We start from the raw sequence: 14,116 nt of genomic DNA on the forward strand, positions 1-14,116 counted from the left end.
TCAGGATTTGGTTAGGAATTCATCCAGATTCAATAGTGCATTGGCGACCACCGCCAGGGCCGCCAGTTCGGGGTCTTTGTCGGCTTCCGCGGCGAACTGAAGCCAGTCCTTCAGGGCCTGCGGATCCTGCGCAAAATCTTCGTGCGCAAAATCCCGGAGGTCTTTCAGGTAGCGGTGTTTCTCCGCGGTGATGGGCTGTAGCAGCAGCTTTTCGTAGGCCCAGGAGATCGGGTCTTCGGCGCCGGACTGCTGCATGCGCAGCGCCAGCTGGTAGGCAGCCTCCTGGTATACCGGGTCGTTTAAGGTTACCAGGGCCTGCAAGGGCGTATTGGTCACCGTGCGGTCGATGGTACATACCTCCCGGCTTCCCGCATCAAAGCTGATAAAGGACGGGTAGGGGCTGGTGCGCTTTAGAAGGGTGTATACCGCGCGTCGGTACCGGTCTTCCCCCTCGCTGGTTTTCCAGGATTCTCCGTTATAGACGGTTTGCCAAACATTGTCCGGCTGGGGCGGCATGACCGGTTTGCCGTACATCTTGTCGCTTAGTAGGCCCGTTGCTGCGAGTGCCTGGTCCCGGATTTGTTCCGCACTGAGTCGGAACCTCGGTCCCCGGGCGTACCATTGGTTGTTTGGGTCTTTTTCGTGCAGCAAGGCCGAAGAGACGGAAGACTGACGATAGGTACCGGATAGCACCAGGTCTTTAATCAACGGTTTCAATCGCCAGTCGTGGTCTTCCATGAGCCGAACCGCCATCCAGTCCAGCAGTTCCCGGTGGCTTGGAGGATCGGATTGGGTGCCCATGTCTTCCAAGGTGCTTACCAGTCCCCGTCCAAATAATTGCGCCCATATTCGGTTGGCAAGGGTGCGTGCCGTAAGGGGGTTTTCCTCGCTGGTTAGCCAATAGGCCAGACCCAGGCGGTTTTTCGGCCAGGCGGCATCCCAGCTGTTGAGCACGGTCGGTACATTTGGTGCCACTTCCTCGCCTTTGAGCATCCAATTGCCCCGTTCAAACACATGGCTCGTTCGCTTCATGTAATCCGGATTTTCGATCATAATCGGAACGGAAGGGGTAGTTGTGTTGAGAAGCGCCAGGAAATCCCGATCGGTCTCTGCGTGCCCGGGTTGGTTTTTTCCGGGCAACTCCGGAAAAAAGGCCAGCCAGTTGATGGCCGAGGTGGTTTGCTGGGGGCCAAGCCGCCGGTTTTCCATGCGAAAATACAGGTCTACTTTTTCGTTAACTTTTTTGATAGGAAACCGCCGGATGACCCGTCCCTCCGTTTTATCCAGGGTAAACCGGGCCAAGATCTCTCCCTCAGGCCCGTCCTTACGAATGGTCAGCAGGCTTCCTTCGTTGGCCGTCCAATAGTTTAGGTAAATATAGGGGGATCCACCGGTGTAGATTCCCCGAAAATAGCAGGAGCCCTGGTCCCAAAGTCCGAGCCATTTGGTGTCGATCAATTCTCCGTTTTCAAAATCCTCCGCCAGGTGTGCATGGTACTTGGGCTCCTGGTAGCGTAGGATGGCTCCTACTTCTTTTTCCAGATCCTTGCTCCCATGGCGGGCGGCCCAGATTTTTATTTCTTCTACCCGAACGCTGTCCTCTCCAGTGTAGAATTTTAATTTGGGCTCCTCGCCATGGGTGTCTTCATCGCGGCTGTTATTGAAGAAAGCCATGAGTTGGAAATAGTTTTCGTGGGTAAAGGGATCGTAGGGATGGCTATGGCATTGCACGCAGGCGATGGTGGTACTCTGCCAGACGTCAAAGGTGGTGTTGACCCGGTCGAGTACAGCGGCGACCCGAAACTCTTCGTCCTGCGTGCCTCCCTCGTCGTTGTTCATGGTATTGCGGTGAAAGGCTGTGGCCGTAAGCTGGTCCATGTCCGGATCGGGTAGTAAATCACCGGCGAGCTGTTCCACCGTAAATTGATCGAAGGGCATGTCGGCGTTTAGGGCTTTGATGACCCAGTCGCGGTAGGCCCAGATTTCCCGGCTGACATCCCGTTCGTAGCCCTTGGTATCGGCATAGCGTGCCAGGTCCAGCCACCAGGAAGCCCATTTTTCGCCATAGGCCGGGCTTTCCAACAAGGCATCCACCAATTCCTCGTAGCTCATTTCGTTGGATTTCCACCGGTTTACGAGTTCCTCGGAGGGTGGAAGTCCGGTAAGGTCCAGGCTCAATCGGCGAAGAAGTACCAGTTTATCCGCTTCGGGCGATGGCGCCAATTCCTGTTGGGTCAAGCCCCGGGCGATAAACCGGTCGATGTCGTTTTGCAGAAAGGCGGGTGCGGACTCGGTAAAAAAACCCGCCTGAACCGGCGTTTCGGGAGGAGTGGGTTTCGTTGGGGTTTCGTAGGCCCAGTGTTTGCCCCAGGGTGCTCCCTGTTCCACCCAGGCGGTAAGGATTTCGATTTCCTCCTCGGAAAGGGGGGCTTTCTGGTAAGGCATGCGGATTTCCGGATCGGCCGCGGTGAGGCGCTTGATAAATTCGCTGGCGCTGGCATCGCCGGGAATGATGGCCGGATGGCCGGACTCGGTGACGGCCAAGGCTTCCTCTTCAAAAAGCAGGCTGAAGCGCCCGTTTTTCTTGACCCCTCCGTGGCAGGAAATGCAGTGTTGGTTCAGGATGGGTTTTACCTGCGCGCTAAAGTCAATTTCCTTTTCTTGTGTCAGGGAATAGAAAAGTACCCCTGCGAGCAGAATACTGGCCGTTCCAATAAGAAATCCGGTTTTATTCATGGGTCGTTTTGTCACAAATACGAGTCGAAAATAGCCAGAAAAGCCTGAAATCGCAAGGTGTAGAGATATAGGATACCTTCTTTTAGTTTTCAAACGCGTTTAACCAAAGCCGATTTTTTCAAATGGGACGCGCCGAAAACGGCAACCCGCTCCGACATCTTTTCATCATGACTGGCTGATCAGTGGTTCTGACATAGGGAGGCTAGATGCGGGCCTTGCATTTACAGGCTGTTTTTTTTTTAAAGGAACTGGGTTTGCATCGGACGATTGGCCTATTTTGAACGTCTGTCCGTAGCATTTACCCACGTCAAAATGTCCGGAACCAGGTCAGCGATTCGCTTGCATTCCCACCGCCTTACACGGGTTGCCTTCACAGGCGAATACGGGAAAAGGTGTCGATCGTGTCGAATTTGAAATGCGTCACCTTCTCGCATAATAAACGCCCGATTCCCGGAAAACAACCGGTGCAAACCGACCCGGGTGAAAAAATTGTATGGCTTTTTGTTGCCATTCGATAAACACTCCAACCGTTTACTTTATTTCACTTGAAAAAGGCGTTGTGTACCAACGAGAGGTCCCTCAATAAACATTACGTAGTATCCGGGGAGTAAAGCGTTTATATCCAATTGAGTCACCGAATTCCTGATCTCCTGCGACATGATTTTCTCGCCATCGACCGTGTAGATGTGTACATGAACCACCTCTTCTGGCTGTAAACTCCCGATGGATACATTTATCGTGCCGGCGTCGGCAGGATTCGGGAAAATTAGAAACTCATTCTCGGAGCTTTTTGATTGGCTTACCTGGGTTGATATTTCGAACGTGAAACTATCTACGTCGAGGAGGTATCCCGAAGCTCCCTTAAAAACCAGGAACAGGGTTTGATCGCCCAGAAACACGGATCCGTCGGCGTAGCTTTCCGGGTCCACCACCCTGATCGCAAAAGGTGCAAATGTTCTCCAGCCACCGGTAGGCGTAACCTCAGCCCTAGCGATGAGGGTACCCTCCGGGCTACCGGTTCTGAATTCGATCGTACCTCCTGCGGTATTGCTGGATGCGATGATCTGCCCGGCCAAGGGTCCGCGCCCAAAAGCCACGTGATCAAACCGGATGTAGTCGCCGTCGTTGATATATCCCACTGCTGCCCCGGCATTGCTGGGCTGAATTCCGTTTTGGCTGGAAAAATCCTTGGCCTGAATCCCGGCATACGGATCAACAGAAGTGGATTTTTCCTGAACGATGATCGTACAAACCGCGAAAACCGAACCGTCGCTAAAACTTGTGGCCGTCACCGTGACTTCACCCGGCGCGGTCGCCGTGAATTCTCCGGTGATGTAATCGACACTTATGCCATCATTTGAAGCAAAGGCCACAAACTGATTGCTGGTGTTTGTGGGAGAAATAAGTACATCGAGATCGATGGTGTCACCGACCTGCAAGGGTTCCGAAGGGCAATTGATGAAGCGGAGCTCCTCCACTACCACCTCCGAAGGCTCGAACGTGAAGCTATCTACGTCGAGGAGGTATCCCGAAGCTCCCTTAAAAACCAGAAATAGGGTCTGATCTGCCAGATACGCGGATCCGTCGGAATAGCTTTCCGGGTCCACCACCCTGATTGCAAAAGGTGCAAATGTTCTCCAGCCACCGGTAGGCGTAACCTCAGCCGTAGCGATGAGGGTACCCTCCGGGCTACCGGTTCTGAATTCGATCGTACCTCCTGCGGTATTGCTGGATGCGATGATCTGCCCGGCCAAGGGTCCGCGCCCAAAAGCCACGTGATCAAACCGGATGTAGTCGCCGTCGTTGATATACCCGACGGCTTTACCCAGGTTGCTGGGCTGTATTCCGTTTTGACCGGAAAAATCTAAGGCCTGAATACCGGCATACGGATCAACAGAAGTAGATTTTTCCTGAACGATGATCGTACAAACCGCGAAAACCGAACCGTCGCTGAAACTTGTGGCCGTCACCGTGACTTCACCCGGCGCGGTCGCCGTGAATTCTCCGGTGATGTAATCGACACTTATGCCATCATTTGAAGCAAAGGCCACAAACTGATTGCTGGTGTTTGCGGGAGAAATAAGGACATCGAGATCGATGGTGTCACCGACCTGCAAGGGTTCCGAAGGGCAATTGATTAAGCTGAGCTCCTCCACTATCACCTCCGAAGGCTCGAACGTGAAACTATCGACATCGAGGAGGTACCCCGAAGCTCCCTTAAAAACCAGGAACAGGGTTTGATCACCCAGAAACACGGACCCGTCGGCGTAGCTTTCCGGGTCCACCACCTTGATCGCAAAAGGTGCAAATGTTCTCCAGCCACCGGTAGGCGTAACCTCAGCCGTAGCGATGAGGGTACCCTCCGGGCTACCGGTTCTGAATTCGACCGTACCTCCTGCGGTATTGCTGGATGCGATGATCTGCCCGGCTAAGGGTCCGCGCCCAAAAGCCACGTGATCAAACCGGATGTAGTCGCCGTCGTTGATATAGCCCACTGCTGCCCCGGCATTGCTGGGCTGAATTCCGTTTTGGCTGGAAAAATCCTCGGCCTGAATTTCGGCATACGGATCAACGGAAGTGGATTTTTCCCGAATCAAGGGTTCAAAGGGTTCTTTTTTAGGTCTGAAATGCCCGGGCCAATGCGCATCGGGATTTGTTTCCGGGGAATGTGAAAAATGCGCCTTTACGCTGCTACGTATGAACGAGCTACCAAAATCATCGGTACTTGGTATTCGCATCCCTATCTGACCCGGATTATTGGTATCACATTTAAATGGATCAGTTGACTTGCCCTGACTAGTTCCCACTAAAACAACCAACAATATGTGCAAGTGGAGAAGGAATACTTTCCGCATTTTCACATCGATTAATTTGTTTTTAATAGTATTTTTTTTGCTTTTCATCGAAAAATAGGTAAAAATATTCAAACAAAAAAGCGATCGATTCTTTTTTCTGGTACCTTTTTCAACGCAGAAAGCAGGGGTCGCATCATGCAGCAAAGGCAGCTTTTGGACTGCACATCCCTCAAAAAAAACTACTTTACACTGGATGTTTCCTTTTTCCAACCCGCCTCGAACTGACAGAATTCCCATGCCTGAATATTTGGGTATCGGAGGCTCGCTCGCTGTTCAGCAAACCAAAAAATCAGGAAATGATGGATTCAGGCACACAGTTTTCCACCGCACCTTCCACAACCGCCTTCATGAATAGATCGTAGCCCGCTTCGGCGATTAACCCAGTCAGTCTGGAATTGAGGGTACGGGTGTATCGACGGTTGTGGCTTCAGGAATTTTTTTGGAGCACTATAGTTAACAAACCTGGCTGCTTTCATCGTGTTGGTTCTCTCAGGGGCTGTCAACATCACAGGTAAATATACATATCCGCAATCGCCTGTACGTTACCGTCGATTTCTTCGAACGGAACGCCCTTTCTACCCGGGACGGGTAAGGGCAAGGTGTGAACCGTACCGTTGCTGCGGTAGCTTAGCTGTGGCGAATACAAGGCAGTTTGCTGCAAAACAATCGGAGTTCCTACAAGATAGGCGAAAAATCTAAAGATTCGAGCAAAAATCCCGGTTCGATTTCCGGACCGTTGGAGACAGGCGGAAGGTAGCCGGGAAGGAGTTCAACTTGGGGAGAGATGGGAATAAAAGGAGATAGCCATTCGGGGAAGTCGATTGCGTTGGAACGCGAATGCAGTGACGTATTACCAAACCGGCAGCAGAACGGAATTGTCCCGCCTACATAGCGGCAGGCGGGGAGGCAGCACCCTATTTTAGTAAATTTGGCGTATCTGCGATGCAAACTGTTGTGGAAGGAGCAAGTCGACACCGAGGGATCCGTTCGTTAACGAAGTTTTACCACAGAAAACGTAGCTTTTTGGTACCCGTTAAAAAAATAAATGGTAGTATTAGTGGTAGAAGGCCTGTCCATTCGCTCCGCTTGACTGGCGCTGCGTATTCGAGGGCTTTGGGAAAGTGGTGTGTCACAGGAAGCATGCAACATGAAGCAACTTGGTTTTTTAGTATCTGTTTTTCTCGGCGTTAGTTCGCTCGCGTTCGGTCAATACTATACCTCCTATTTCACAGGAAATACCCGTGACGAAACAAGGGCGCCGGCTGGTGGCGTCTGTTTGATGGGCGGGGCAACCGAAGACGATCGGGCGATGACCTGGTTTCTACAGCGAGCAAACGGGGGAGACGTGCTGGTCCTAAGAACTTCCGGAAGTGATGGCTACAATCAGTACCTGTATTCCGAATTGGGCGTGCCCGTAAATTCGGTTGAGACCCTTGTCTTTCACCAGCCTGCCGCATCGGAGGAGGCATACATTCATCAAAAAATTCGGCAAGCAGAGGCGATCTGGTTTGCCGGAGGAGACCAATGGGAATACATTTCCTATTGGCGGAATAGCCCCATCGCCCGCCTGATCAACGAAGCGATCGCCAATCGAAACGTAGTGATCGGGGGCAGCAGCGCGGGGATGGCGATCCTGGGAGGCTTTTATTTTTCTGCGGAAAATGGAACGGTTTCTTCCGGAGCAGCGCTATCCAATCCCTTTGACACAAAGGTAACCGTCGATTCCCTATCTTTTATTTCCAATCCGTACCTATCGGATGTCATCACGGATACGCATTACGATAACCCAACGCGGAAGGGCAGGCATCTGGTTTTCCTAGCCCGCATTCTGATGGACTACGGAATCGAGGCAAAGGGAATTGCCTGTGATGAATATACGGCCGTTTGCATCGATGCCAGCGGTATCGCTCGGGTCTTTGGTGGTCATCCGGCGTACGATGACAATGCCTATTTTATCCAAACGAATTGCGAGTTGCCGGATGTGCTGCCTGAAAACTGTTCTCCCGGACAACCGCTGGATTGGAATCGGGGGGGCAAAGCCCTTCGGGTGTATGCGGTAAAAGGAACAAGCGAAGGCGCCAACAGCTTTGATTTGACCGATTGGGAGACGGGTAGGGGCGGCGTATGGGAATATTGGTACGTAGACCAGGGGCGGGTATACCAAAAAACCGGCAGGCAGCCCAATTGTGAGGCACCGCCGGTAGCGGAAGCGATTGGGTTTCTAATGTATCCCAATCCGGCAAGCGATTACTTGTGGATCAGGTTTGCAAACAGCGAGGCGAGTCCCGAGTCCCTAACCATTAGCAACGAACGGGGTCAGGTAATCAGACGGGCGAGCCTGGGAAATGTGGATGAAATTCGGGTAACCACGAGCGGTATGACCCCAGGTATGTATTTGATCCGGGTAGGGTACGCGGACCACCGTTCGCTGGTAAAAAAGCTACTCATCCGCTAGAAAGCGAATACACCGCTGCATTCAGACAGGAAAGCGATGCTGGGTAATGGCAAGGATTTTAGTACCCTTTCTGATAAAAACGTATGAAAACAGTAAAAATAGGTGCGACCGTTTTATCCGTACTGCTTGGCGTTCATTCGGTGGCGGCACAAGAAATTACGCTATTCGATTCCGAGGGAGAAGCAATCGCCTACATTGACGCAGCCGATGCAGATTGGACCGTTTACCTGTGGGACGGTACGCCGGTGGCCTATCTTGATTCCGAGGGAGACGCTTTTGCTATGTATGGGTTTAACGGGAAACACCTGGGTTGGTAGGAAGACGGGATGGTCAGAGATCGGGACGGATCCCTGGTTGGATTTAGAGAAGGCCGGGCGCAGGTGTATACCCGGTACCCGCCTTACAAATCCGCGAAGCAGTACAAACCCTACCCGGCGTACCGGGAACCTGCGGCCTACAAACCCTATTACAGCAACCAATTTTCATCCGAACCGCTATTGCATTTTTTGCGAAAAGGAAGGCGTTAGCAAATTCAGGCTGCATTTAGGGTTGTTGGATTCGCTTTCGGTAGTCACGCAGTAGAAGTTCTACTTTCTATAGCAGGGTGTAGGGGATAAAAAAAGCCGATTTTTAGTAATTGGTCATAAAAAAATTAGTAGTATTAGGTGACGGTGAGTGGGGGAAATTTGTGGAGGTTGATTTGGTTAGTTGCTGTTCTACTGATCTCCGGTTGTAACCATTGACCACCTTGGGGTTTGTTGTGCATGGCCAGGGAAGTAACCAAGACAATAGGAGAATCCGGATGAAACATCAGAAAAAAACGAACCTGAACGAAAACATGCCGGTGCCAGGTAGGCTAAATGGCCAAATACTACGGAAGACAAATAGTCAGAAAATTACGCCATCATTGAAGACGCAACGTAGGATCGCTGTCCCTGGTAGCGACCCTTATCGCGCATTTACACGTTAGTTTACCAAGAAATGGAAGACGTACTGTTTGACTTTATCGCCAGATACATTTCCCTGACGGAGGAAGAGAAAAAGGCCCTGATTGATTTGGACTTGTTTCACTCGGCAAAAAAGGGAGCGGTCTTACTCGAAGAGGGGCAACGTTCCAAACAGGGATATTTTGTCCTGAAGGGCTGTATTCGGACGCATTATACCATAGAGGGAGTGGAAAAGACGACTGCATTTTTTACCGAAATGGAAGGCCTGACCCCTCCCTGTGTGCTGGACGGCAAGCCCTCTACTTACGCCGTTTCCTGCGTGGAAGACACGATTCTTACGATTTCCGACCCGAGCATGGAAGCCGAAATTTTTCAAAAATTCCCCAAGTTTGAAACCATGTGCCGGGTCTTGTCCGAAGAATTGTTGGTGAAACAACAAATGGATTTCGATGCCTTCAAGACCTCTTCACCCGAGCAACGCTACCTCGATCTCCTGGAAAAACGACCCGATTTAATCCAACGGGTTCCCCAGTACCAATTGGCCAGTTTTTTGGGGATTCAACCGCAATCGTTGAGCCGCCTACGGGCGAGAGTTGTCGAAAAAAGCAAGCATTGAGCCACCCTTCTTAACTTAAGTGAAGGAATTTGGGCCAGCCTTCCACCTATTTTTGTCCCATCGATTTACCAAAATGGAGCGGACATGCAAACAAACAAACGATGGCTGGGTCTAGTCGTCCTGTTGACGATTAGGTGTACCGTGAATGCGCAATATACCGAAAAAGATGGGCGCTACTTCGTGGGTAGCACCTTCGCCCTGCTGGGCAATTTTGTCCAGACGAATGCGCCGGATTTTGCCCAACTTAACCTTGGTTTCCGGCTAACGGCGCAGGACGTGCTATCCCTGGAACTAAAAACCTGGAAATGTGCCTGGCCGCTGGGTATACATCCAACAAACAGCGCCTACGGCGACCCCAACACCGCCTTTCCCGAATACATCCGAGAACACGGCTTTGCCCTGGTGTACCAGCGGTTTTGGTGGAAAGGCCTGTATGCCGGGGTCCATATCATGAACGCCTGGCAACGGTTTGTTGACGAAAACGGACAGAAAATAGGAAACGGCTTCCAACTGTTTACCACCTACCGCCTGGGTTATCAGATAAAGTTGTTTCACAACCGCTTTTTCATCGAACCCTCCCTTGCGATTACCCATCGCCTCTATCCTACGAAAATGCCGGATGGGTTCCGGCAGCAGGACGATCAATGGCCCAGGTTTCTATTTGGCGAACCCGGTTTGCCTGTTGGATGTAATTTCTAGGGAATGAAAGCCATTGTATGCAGCAACTACGGGGGTCCGGAAGTACTTCGGCTTTTGGAGGTAGCCAAACCCACCTGCGGGAAAAACGAGCTATTGATACAAGTGATGGCCACGGCCGTCAACAGTGCCGATGTAAAAGTGCGTGCCCTGGCCATACCGGGCTATTTAACGCCGCTCATGCGGATCGTGCTTGGAATTTTTCGACCCCGAAGACCCATTTTAGGGACCGTCTATGCGGGGGTAGTGGAAGCGGTTGGGACACAGGTCCGGCAATTCAAGCAAGGGGACCGGGTTTTTGGCAGCACAGGTTTCGATTTTGGGGCCTATGCTACTTATCTTACCGCAACGGAGAACAGTCCGGTCTCGCGGATGCCCGAAAAGGCAAGCTTTGCGGAAGCGGCTGCGCTTGTTTTTGGCGGGCAAACAGCCCATTGGTTTCTTCAACAGGCTGGCCTGCCAACTGCTAAAAAGCCCAAGCTCTTACTTATTGGTTCGACCGGCGCGGTTGGCACGGCCGCTGTTCAGTTGGCGCATGCGTACGGGGCAGACATCACCGCCGTTTGCAGCAGTGCCGGCAAGGATTTGATGGAAGGCCTGGGGGTTTCGAATACCCTCTTTTACGATACCGTGGATTACACCAAATGCGGCGGGTCCTACGATGTCGTATTCGACGCAGTCGGGGTGGTGAAAAAATCGGATATCAGGCACCTTTTGCGGGAGAAAGGTCGATTTATTTCGGTGGGCAGCTTATCTTACGCAACCGAGACAAAAGCGCAACTGGCAGCCATCAAAGCCCTCTACGAATCGGCGAAGATGCGGGCTGTTATTGACCGAACGTACTCCCTAGAAGAGATAGTGGAAGCCCATCGCTACGTCGATACCGGGAGAAAAAAAGGAAACGTGGTGATTCAGGTGGCTTCGTCCGTTTCAGAAACCGGAGGATAGGAGCGCTTCAAACCCCTAGTTGGGACAGTGCCGGACAATCGCGGGCTCCATGCACACGAAGGAGGAACGGCCTGGTGTTTTCACGATTGCTTCCTGCGCCATCGTAACGGAAGGGCTGCTTTTCCGGTACCTGCCCATGAGGATCCTCGTGTGCCGGGGAATTGCATCGAGGGGGCTTCCCTGAAAACAAAAAAAATGACGCTGATGAAACGATATGGTTACTCCATTTTCTTTTTTGCAACGGTCCTTTCCCATACGTTTGCCCAATCCGTTGCCCGTGTTGAAAGCCTACAGATTTATTCTGAGGCGCTAAATCAGGAAAGAGAATTCCTGGTGTACACACCCGTGGGATACGATGAAAGAGTTCACGAATACTTCAACGTCGTGTATGTATTTGATAGCCAAAACCGGGAGTTTTTTGATTTTGTCAGTTCCATTATTCCCTTTTTGACGGATGCCGATCCTGACCGGGCCTACCTGGTGGTAGGCATTACTTCCCCCTATAACGAGGCGCTGGACTATTCCCGCAACAACGATTTGTTGCCCGTTTTGCAGACCGAAACTTCCCTTGCCCGGTACGCGCCGTATTTTGGCAATGCCCCCAATTTTCTACGTTACGTTTCGATGGAGCTGATGCCACATATCGAAGCCAATTACCGAACCAGGGGTGGAAACATGGCAGTGGGCCATTCCTTGAGTGCATCTTTCATCCTGTATTCCCTGTTACAATCCCCCAATCTTTTCCAGAGTTACGTCGCCGTATCGCCCAATTTTTCCTACGATGAGCAGTGGCTGGCAAACGAGCTGATTACCTATGACTACTCGAAAATCCAACAGGAAACCTACCTGTATCTCAGTCATGCGGACGAAGGCATAGACTATTGGAAGGAATGGAAGCCCGCCAGAGAGAAGGTGTATGATTTTTTCAGAGAAGCGGAATCCCGAGATCGCCTCTCCGTAACGATTGCCTCCTACCCAGACAAGAATCACCTGAGCACTTTTCCAACCAGTGCCGAAAGCGCGCTAAGCGAATATTTTGAGAACTACTACGAGGCGCAGGAAGGTGTATTGTCTGAAGAGGGCTATGAAGTAAGCATTCGGGTGAAGGTACCGGATAAGAACGACACCATTTACCTAACGGGCAATCAGGAAAACCTGGGAAACTGGAATCCGGCTGCATTGAAAATGGAGAAAATTACAGATTTCGAAAGAGAGATTACGTTGACATTGAAAAGCCTTGCGCAATTCAAGTTCACCAGAGGTAGCTGGGAGTCGCAGGCCGAAGTCAAAGGCAGCTTTGGCACGGTTAAAGTAAAGCCCGAACGTCAAAGAGCGCTTTTGTTCGAAATCGAAAGTTATTACGACCGGTACTAAGCCCGATGGTACCCAGGACCAGCCGAACCCTGCTCTCGGTCAAGGGGCGCTAGTTGGGGGGTGCCGCCTGCGTTTAGGGGAGCAAATTGGCGCGCGGAGTGGTTGAGTTCAATACATAACGCCAATCCCCAGCCCGACAAATCCCCGTTTCCCGATGGTGGTCCGGAGAGTTTCCGGGGCTGTGTTGGCGATTGGGTAGGATTTTCGCCCGCATGGTTACCGCAGGAGTAGAAAATACCGGAGAGGCTGCCTTAGGGAGGCCCACTGCAGGCAGGATTGCCTGAACTAGGGAGCCAGGCAAACGCTGATAAAACCGATGTATCAAGGACAATAGAACAAGTGGAAGAGCTAGTAAAACAAGTAATGGACACTTTTGCCGGGATACTCACTTCGGTTAGTTACCGCCGAGGAGCGATCATTCACGCGTCAAATACCACCTGCAATAGCCTATTTATTGTGAAGTCTGGAATTTTACGGTCGTACTATTTTAAAGACGGAAAGGACATCACGGCTCATTTTGCCATGCGCTACGGAATGGTCGGTGCAGTGGATAGCTTACTCCGGCAGACCAAAAGTAGGTATAGCATTCAAGCGCTGGAAAACAGCGAAGTGCTGCGTATGGACTACGGCGAAATGGAGTCCTTTTTGGCAAAAAACCCCTCCCTGGAGCGGTTGGCGCGAAAGGTTTCGCAGGAGCTTTACCTGGACCTGGTGGAGCGGTTAGAGGGTATGTTATTTTTATCGGCAAAGGAGCGGTACGATCATTTGTTAAACCGCTACCCCCAGATCACCCAATACGTGGGCCTCGGACATATCGCCTCCTACCTGGGCATAACGCAGGAGACCTTGAGTAGAATTCGGAATTCGACCTGATTTTTTGACATTCGTCAAAAGTAAAGATAAGCGGGGTCTTTACTTTTGTGTGTTCACCGACGAGAAGAGATCTCATGACAATTTCTGCAAAAAACTTGTTATTGCTAGATGGCGTGGGGGCCTTGATGACGGCCACCCTGCTAACTCAGGTAGTGGCTCGGTATGAACCACTATTTGGGATGCCAAAGGCGACCGTCTACGTACTTTCGGTCGTTGCATTGGGCTTTGCGGCTTTTTCACTGGGCAGCTACTTGCTGGCAAAAAGGGGTTTTTCCCGCTATCTGGGTATGATCCTTTTTGCGAATCTTGCGTATTGTGTGGCAACTGCTACATTATTGTTCGTTTATCGCGAAAAAATAACCTGGTTGGGGATTGCTTATTTTGTCGGTGAAATCATCCTCGTTTTGGTTCTCGTCTACCAGGAATACAAAAAAGTAACACCGGGGATTGGTGGCAAACCGTTTGTATAGCATGAAAATACTGCTTCGCGGAGCTATCAAACCCTTTCTGGGGCTATCCGTTGTTCGGCCAATGCGCGTTCTCTTTCGCTCAATTTTTCTGCCGGAAGGGTGCGATTTTTAAGCACCTGACCACACCCAATACCGGAAGAAATCCG

Annotated in this window: 10 protein-coding genes and 1 pseudogene; 8 read left to right on the top strand and 3 right to left on the bottom strand. The window is 51.3% G+C overall.

Annotated elements, in window-relative coordinates; genetic code table 11:
- From GCU44_RS01220 to GCU44_RS01230, 3 genes are all read right to left on the bottom strand, one after another.
- Positions 1–2,736 (bottom strand): DUF1553 domain-containing protein, encoded by a 2,736-nt coding sequence (locus tag GCU44_RS01220; protein WP_154852666.1) that lies wholly within the window; start codon positions 2,734–2,736, stop codon positions 1–3.
- A 536-nt stretch (positions 2,737–3,272) separates the two neighbouring features.
- Positions 3,273–5,474: a carbohydrate-binding protein gene (locus GCU44_RS01225; RefSeq protein ID WP_161993875.1), complete on the bottom strand. Its 2,202-nt coding sequence runs from the start codon at positions 5,472–5,474 to the stop codon at positions 3,273–3,275.
- Between the two features lie 622 nt (positions 5,475–6,096).
- Entirely contained in the window at positions 6,097–6,252 is a 156-nt protein-coding gene (locus GCU44_RS01230; protein ID WP_154852673.1) for a hypothetical protein, read from the bottom strand.
- A gap of 486 nt (positions 6,253–6,738) precedes the next feature.
- Between GCU44_RS01230 and GCU44_RS01235 the strand changes: the two genes are divergently transcribed.
- From GCU44_RS01235 to GCU44_RS01270, 8 genes and pseudogenes are all read left to right on the top strand, one after another.
- Positions 6,739–8,046, top strand: a complete 1,308-nt coding sequence (locus tag GCU44_RS01235; RefSeq protein ID WP_154852676.1) for a T9SS type A sorting domain-containing protein — start codon at positions 6,739–6,741, stop codon at positions 8,044–8,046.
- 83 nt (positions 8,047–8,129) lie between these two features.
- A pseudogene (locus tag GCU44_RS23450) lies at positions 8,130–8,573 on the top strand (4-fold beta flower protein).
- A 454-nt stretch (positions 8,574–9,027) separates the two neighbouring features.
- Positions 9,028–9,609, top strand: coding sequence for a Crp/Fnr family transcriptional regulator (locus GCU44_RS01245; protein ID WP_154852682.1), 582 nt, complete (start codon positions 9,028–9,030; stop codon positions 9,607–9,609).
- A gap of 84 nt (positions 9,610–9,693) precedes the next feature.
- Positions 9,694–10,308: a hypothetical protein gene (locus GCU44_RS01250; RefSeq protein WP_154852685.1), complete on the top strand. Its 615-nt coding sequence runs from the start codon at positions 9,694–9,696 to the stop codon at positions 10,306–10,308.
- A 3-nt stretch (positions 10,309–10,311) separates the two neighbouring features.
- A complete protein-coding gene (locus GCU44_RS01255; RefSeq protein ID WP_154852688.1) occupies positions 10,312–11,253 on the top strand; it encodes an NAD(P)-dependent alcohol dehydrogenase in 942 nt (313 codons plus the stop codon).
- 204 nt (positions 11,254–11,457) lie between these two features.
- Positions 11,458–12,627, top strand: coding sequence for an alpha/beta hydrolase-fold protein (locus tag GCU44_RS01260; protein WP_154852691.1), 1,170 nt, complete (start codon positions 11,458–11,460; stop codon positions 12,625–12,627).
- Positions 12,628–12,990: 363 nt separating this feature from the next.
- Positions 12,991–13,500 carry a Crp/Fnr family transcriptional regulator gene (locus GCU44_RS01265; RefSeq protein ID WP_154852694.1) on the top strand — a complete coding sequence of 170 codons (510 nt, stop codon included), beginning with the start codon at positions 12,991–12,993 and terminating at the stop codon, positions 13,498–13,500.
- Positions 13,501–13,574: 74 nt separating this feature from the next.
- Positions 13,575–13,970, top strand: coding sequence for a hypothetical protein (locus GCU44_RS01270; RefSeq protein WP_154852697.1), 396 nt, complete (start codon positions 13,575–13,577; stop codon positions 13,968–13,970).
- The last annotated feature ends 146 nt before the right edge of the window (positions 13,971–14,116 follow it).

Source organism: Cyclobacterium xiamenense (genome assembly GCF_009467825.1).
Classification (GTDB): domain Bacteria; phylum Bacteroidota; class Bacteroidia; order Cytophagales; family Cyclobacteriaceae; genus Cyclobacterium; species Cyclobacterium xiamenense.

Bases quoted from the DNA above. Each gene is read 5' to 3' on its own strand.
- GCU44_RS01260 (WP_154852691.1), top strand. From the start codon at position 11,458: ATGAAACGATATGGTTACTCCATTTTCTTTTTTGCAACGGTCCTTTCC.
- GCU44_RS01265 (WP_154852694.1), top strand. From the start codon at position 12,991: ATGGACACTTTTGCCGGGATACTCACTTCGGTTAGTTACCGCCGAGGA.
- GCU44_RS01235 (WP_154852676.1), top strand. From the start codon at position 6,739: ATGAAGCAACTTGGTTTTTTAGTATCTGTTTTTCTCGGCGTTAGTTCG.
- GCU44_RS01250 (WP_154852685.1), top strand. From the start codon at position 9,694: ATGCAAACAAACAAACGATGGCTGGGTCTAGTCGTCCTGTTGACGATT.
- GCU44_RS01220 (WP_154852666.1), bottom strand. From the start codon at position 2,736: ATGAATAAAACCGGATTTCTTATTGGAACGGCCAGTATTCTGCTCGCA.
- GCU44_RS01245 (WP_154852682.1), top strand. From the start codon at position 9,028: ATGGAAGACGTACTGTTTGACTTTATCGCCAGATACATTTCCCTGACG.
- GCU44_RS01225 (WP_161993875.1), bottom strand. From the start codon at position 5,474: ATGCGAATACCAAGTACCGATGATTTTGGTAGCTCGTTCATACGTAGC.
- GCU44_RS01270 (WP_154852697.1), top strand. From the start codon at position 13,575: ATGACAATTTCTGCAAAAAACTTGTTATTGCTAGATGGCGTGGGGGCC.
- GCU44_RS01255 (WP_154852688.1), top strand. From the start codon at position 10,312: ATGAAAGCCATTGTATGCAGCAACTACGGGGGTCCGGAAGTACTTCGG.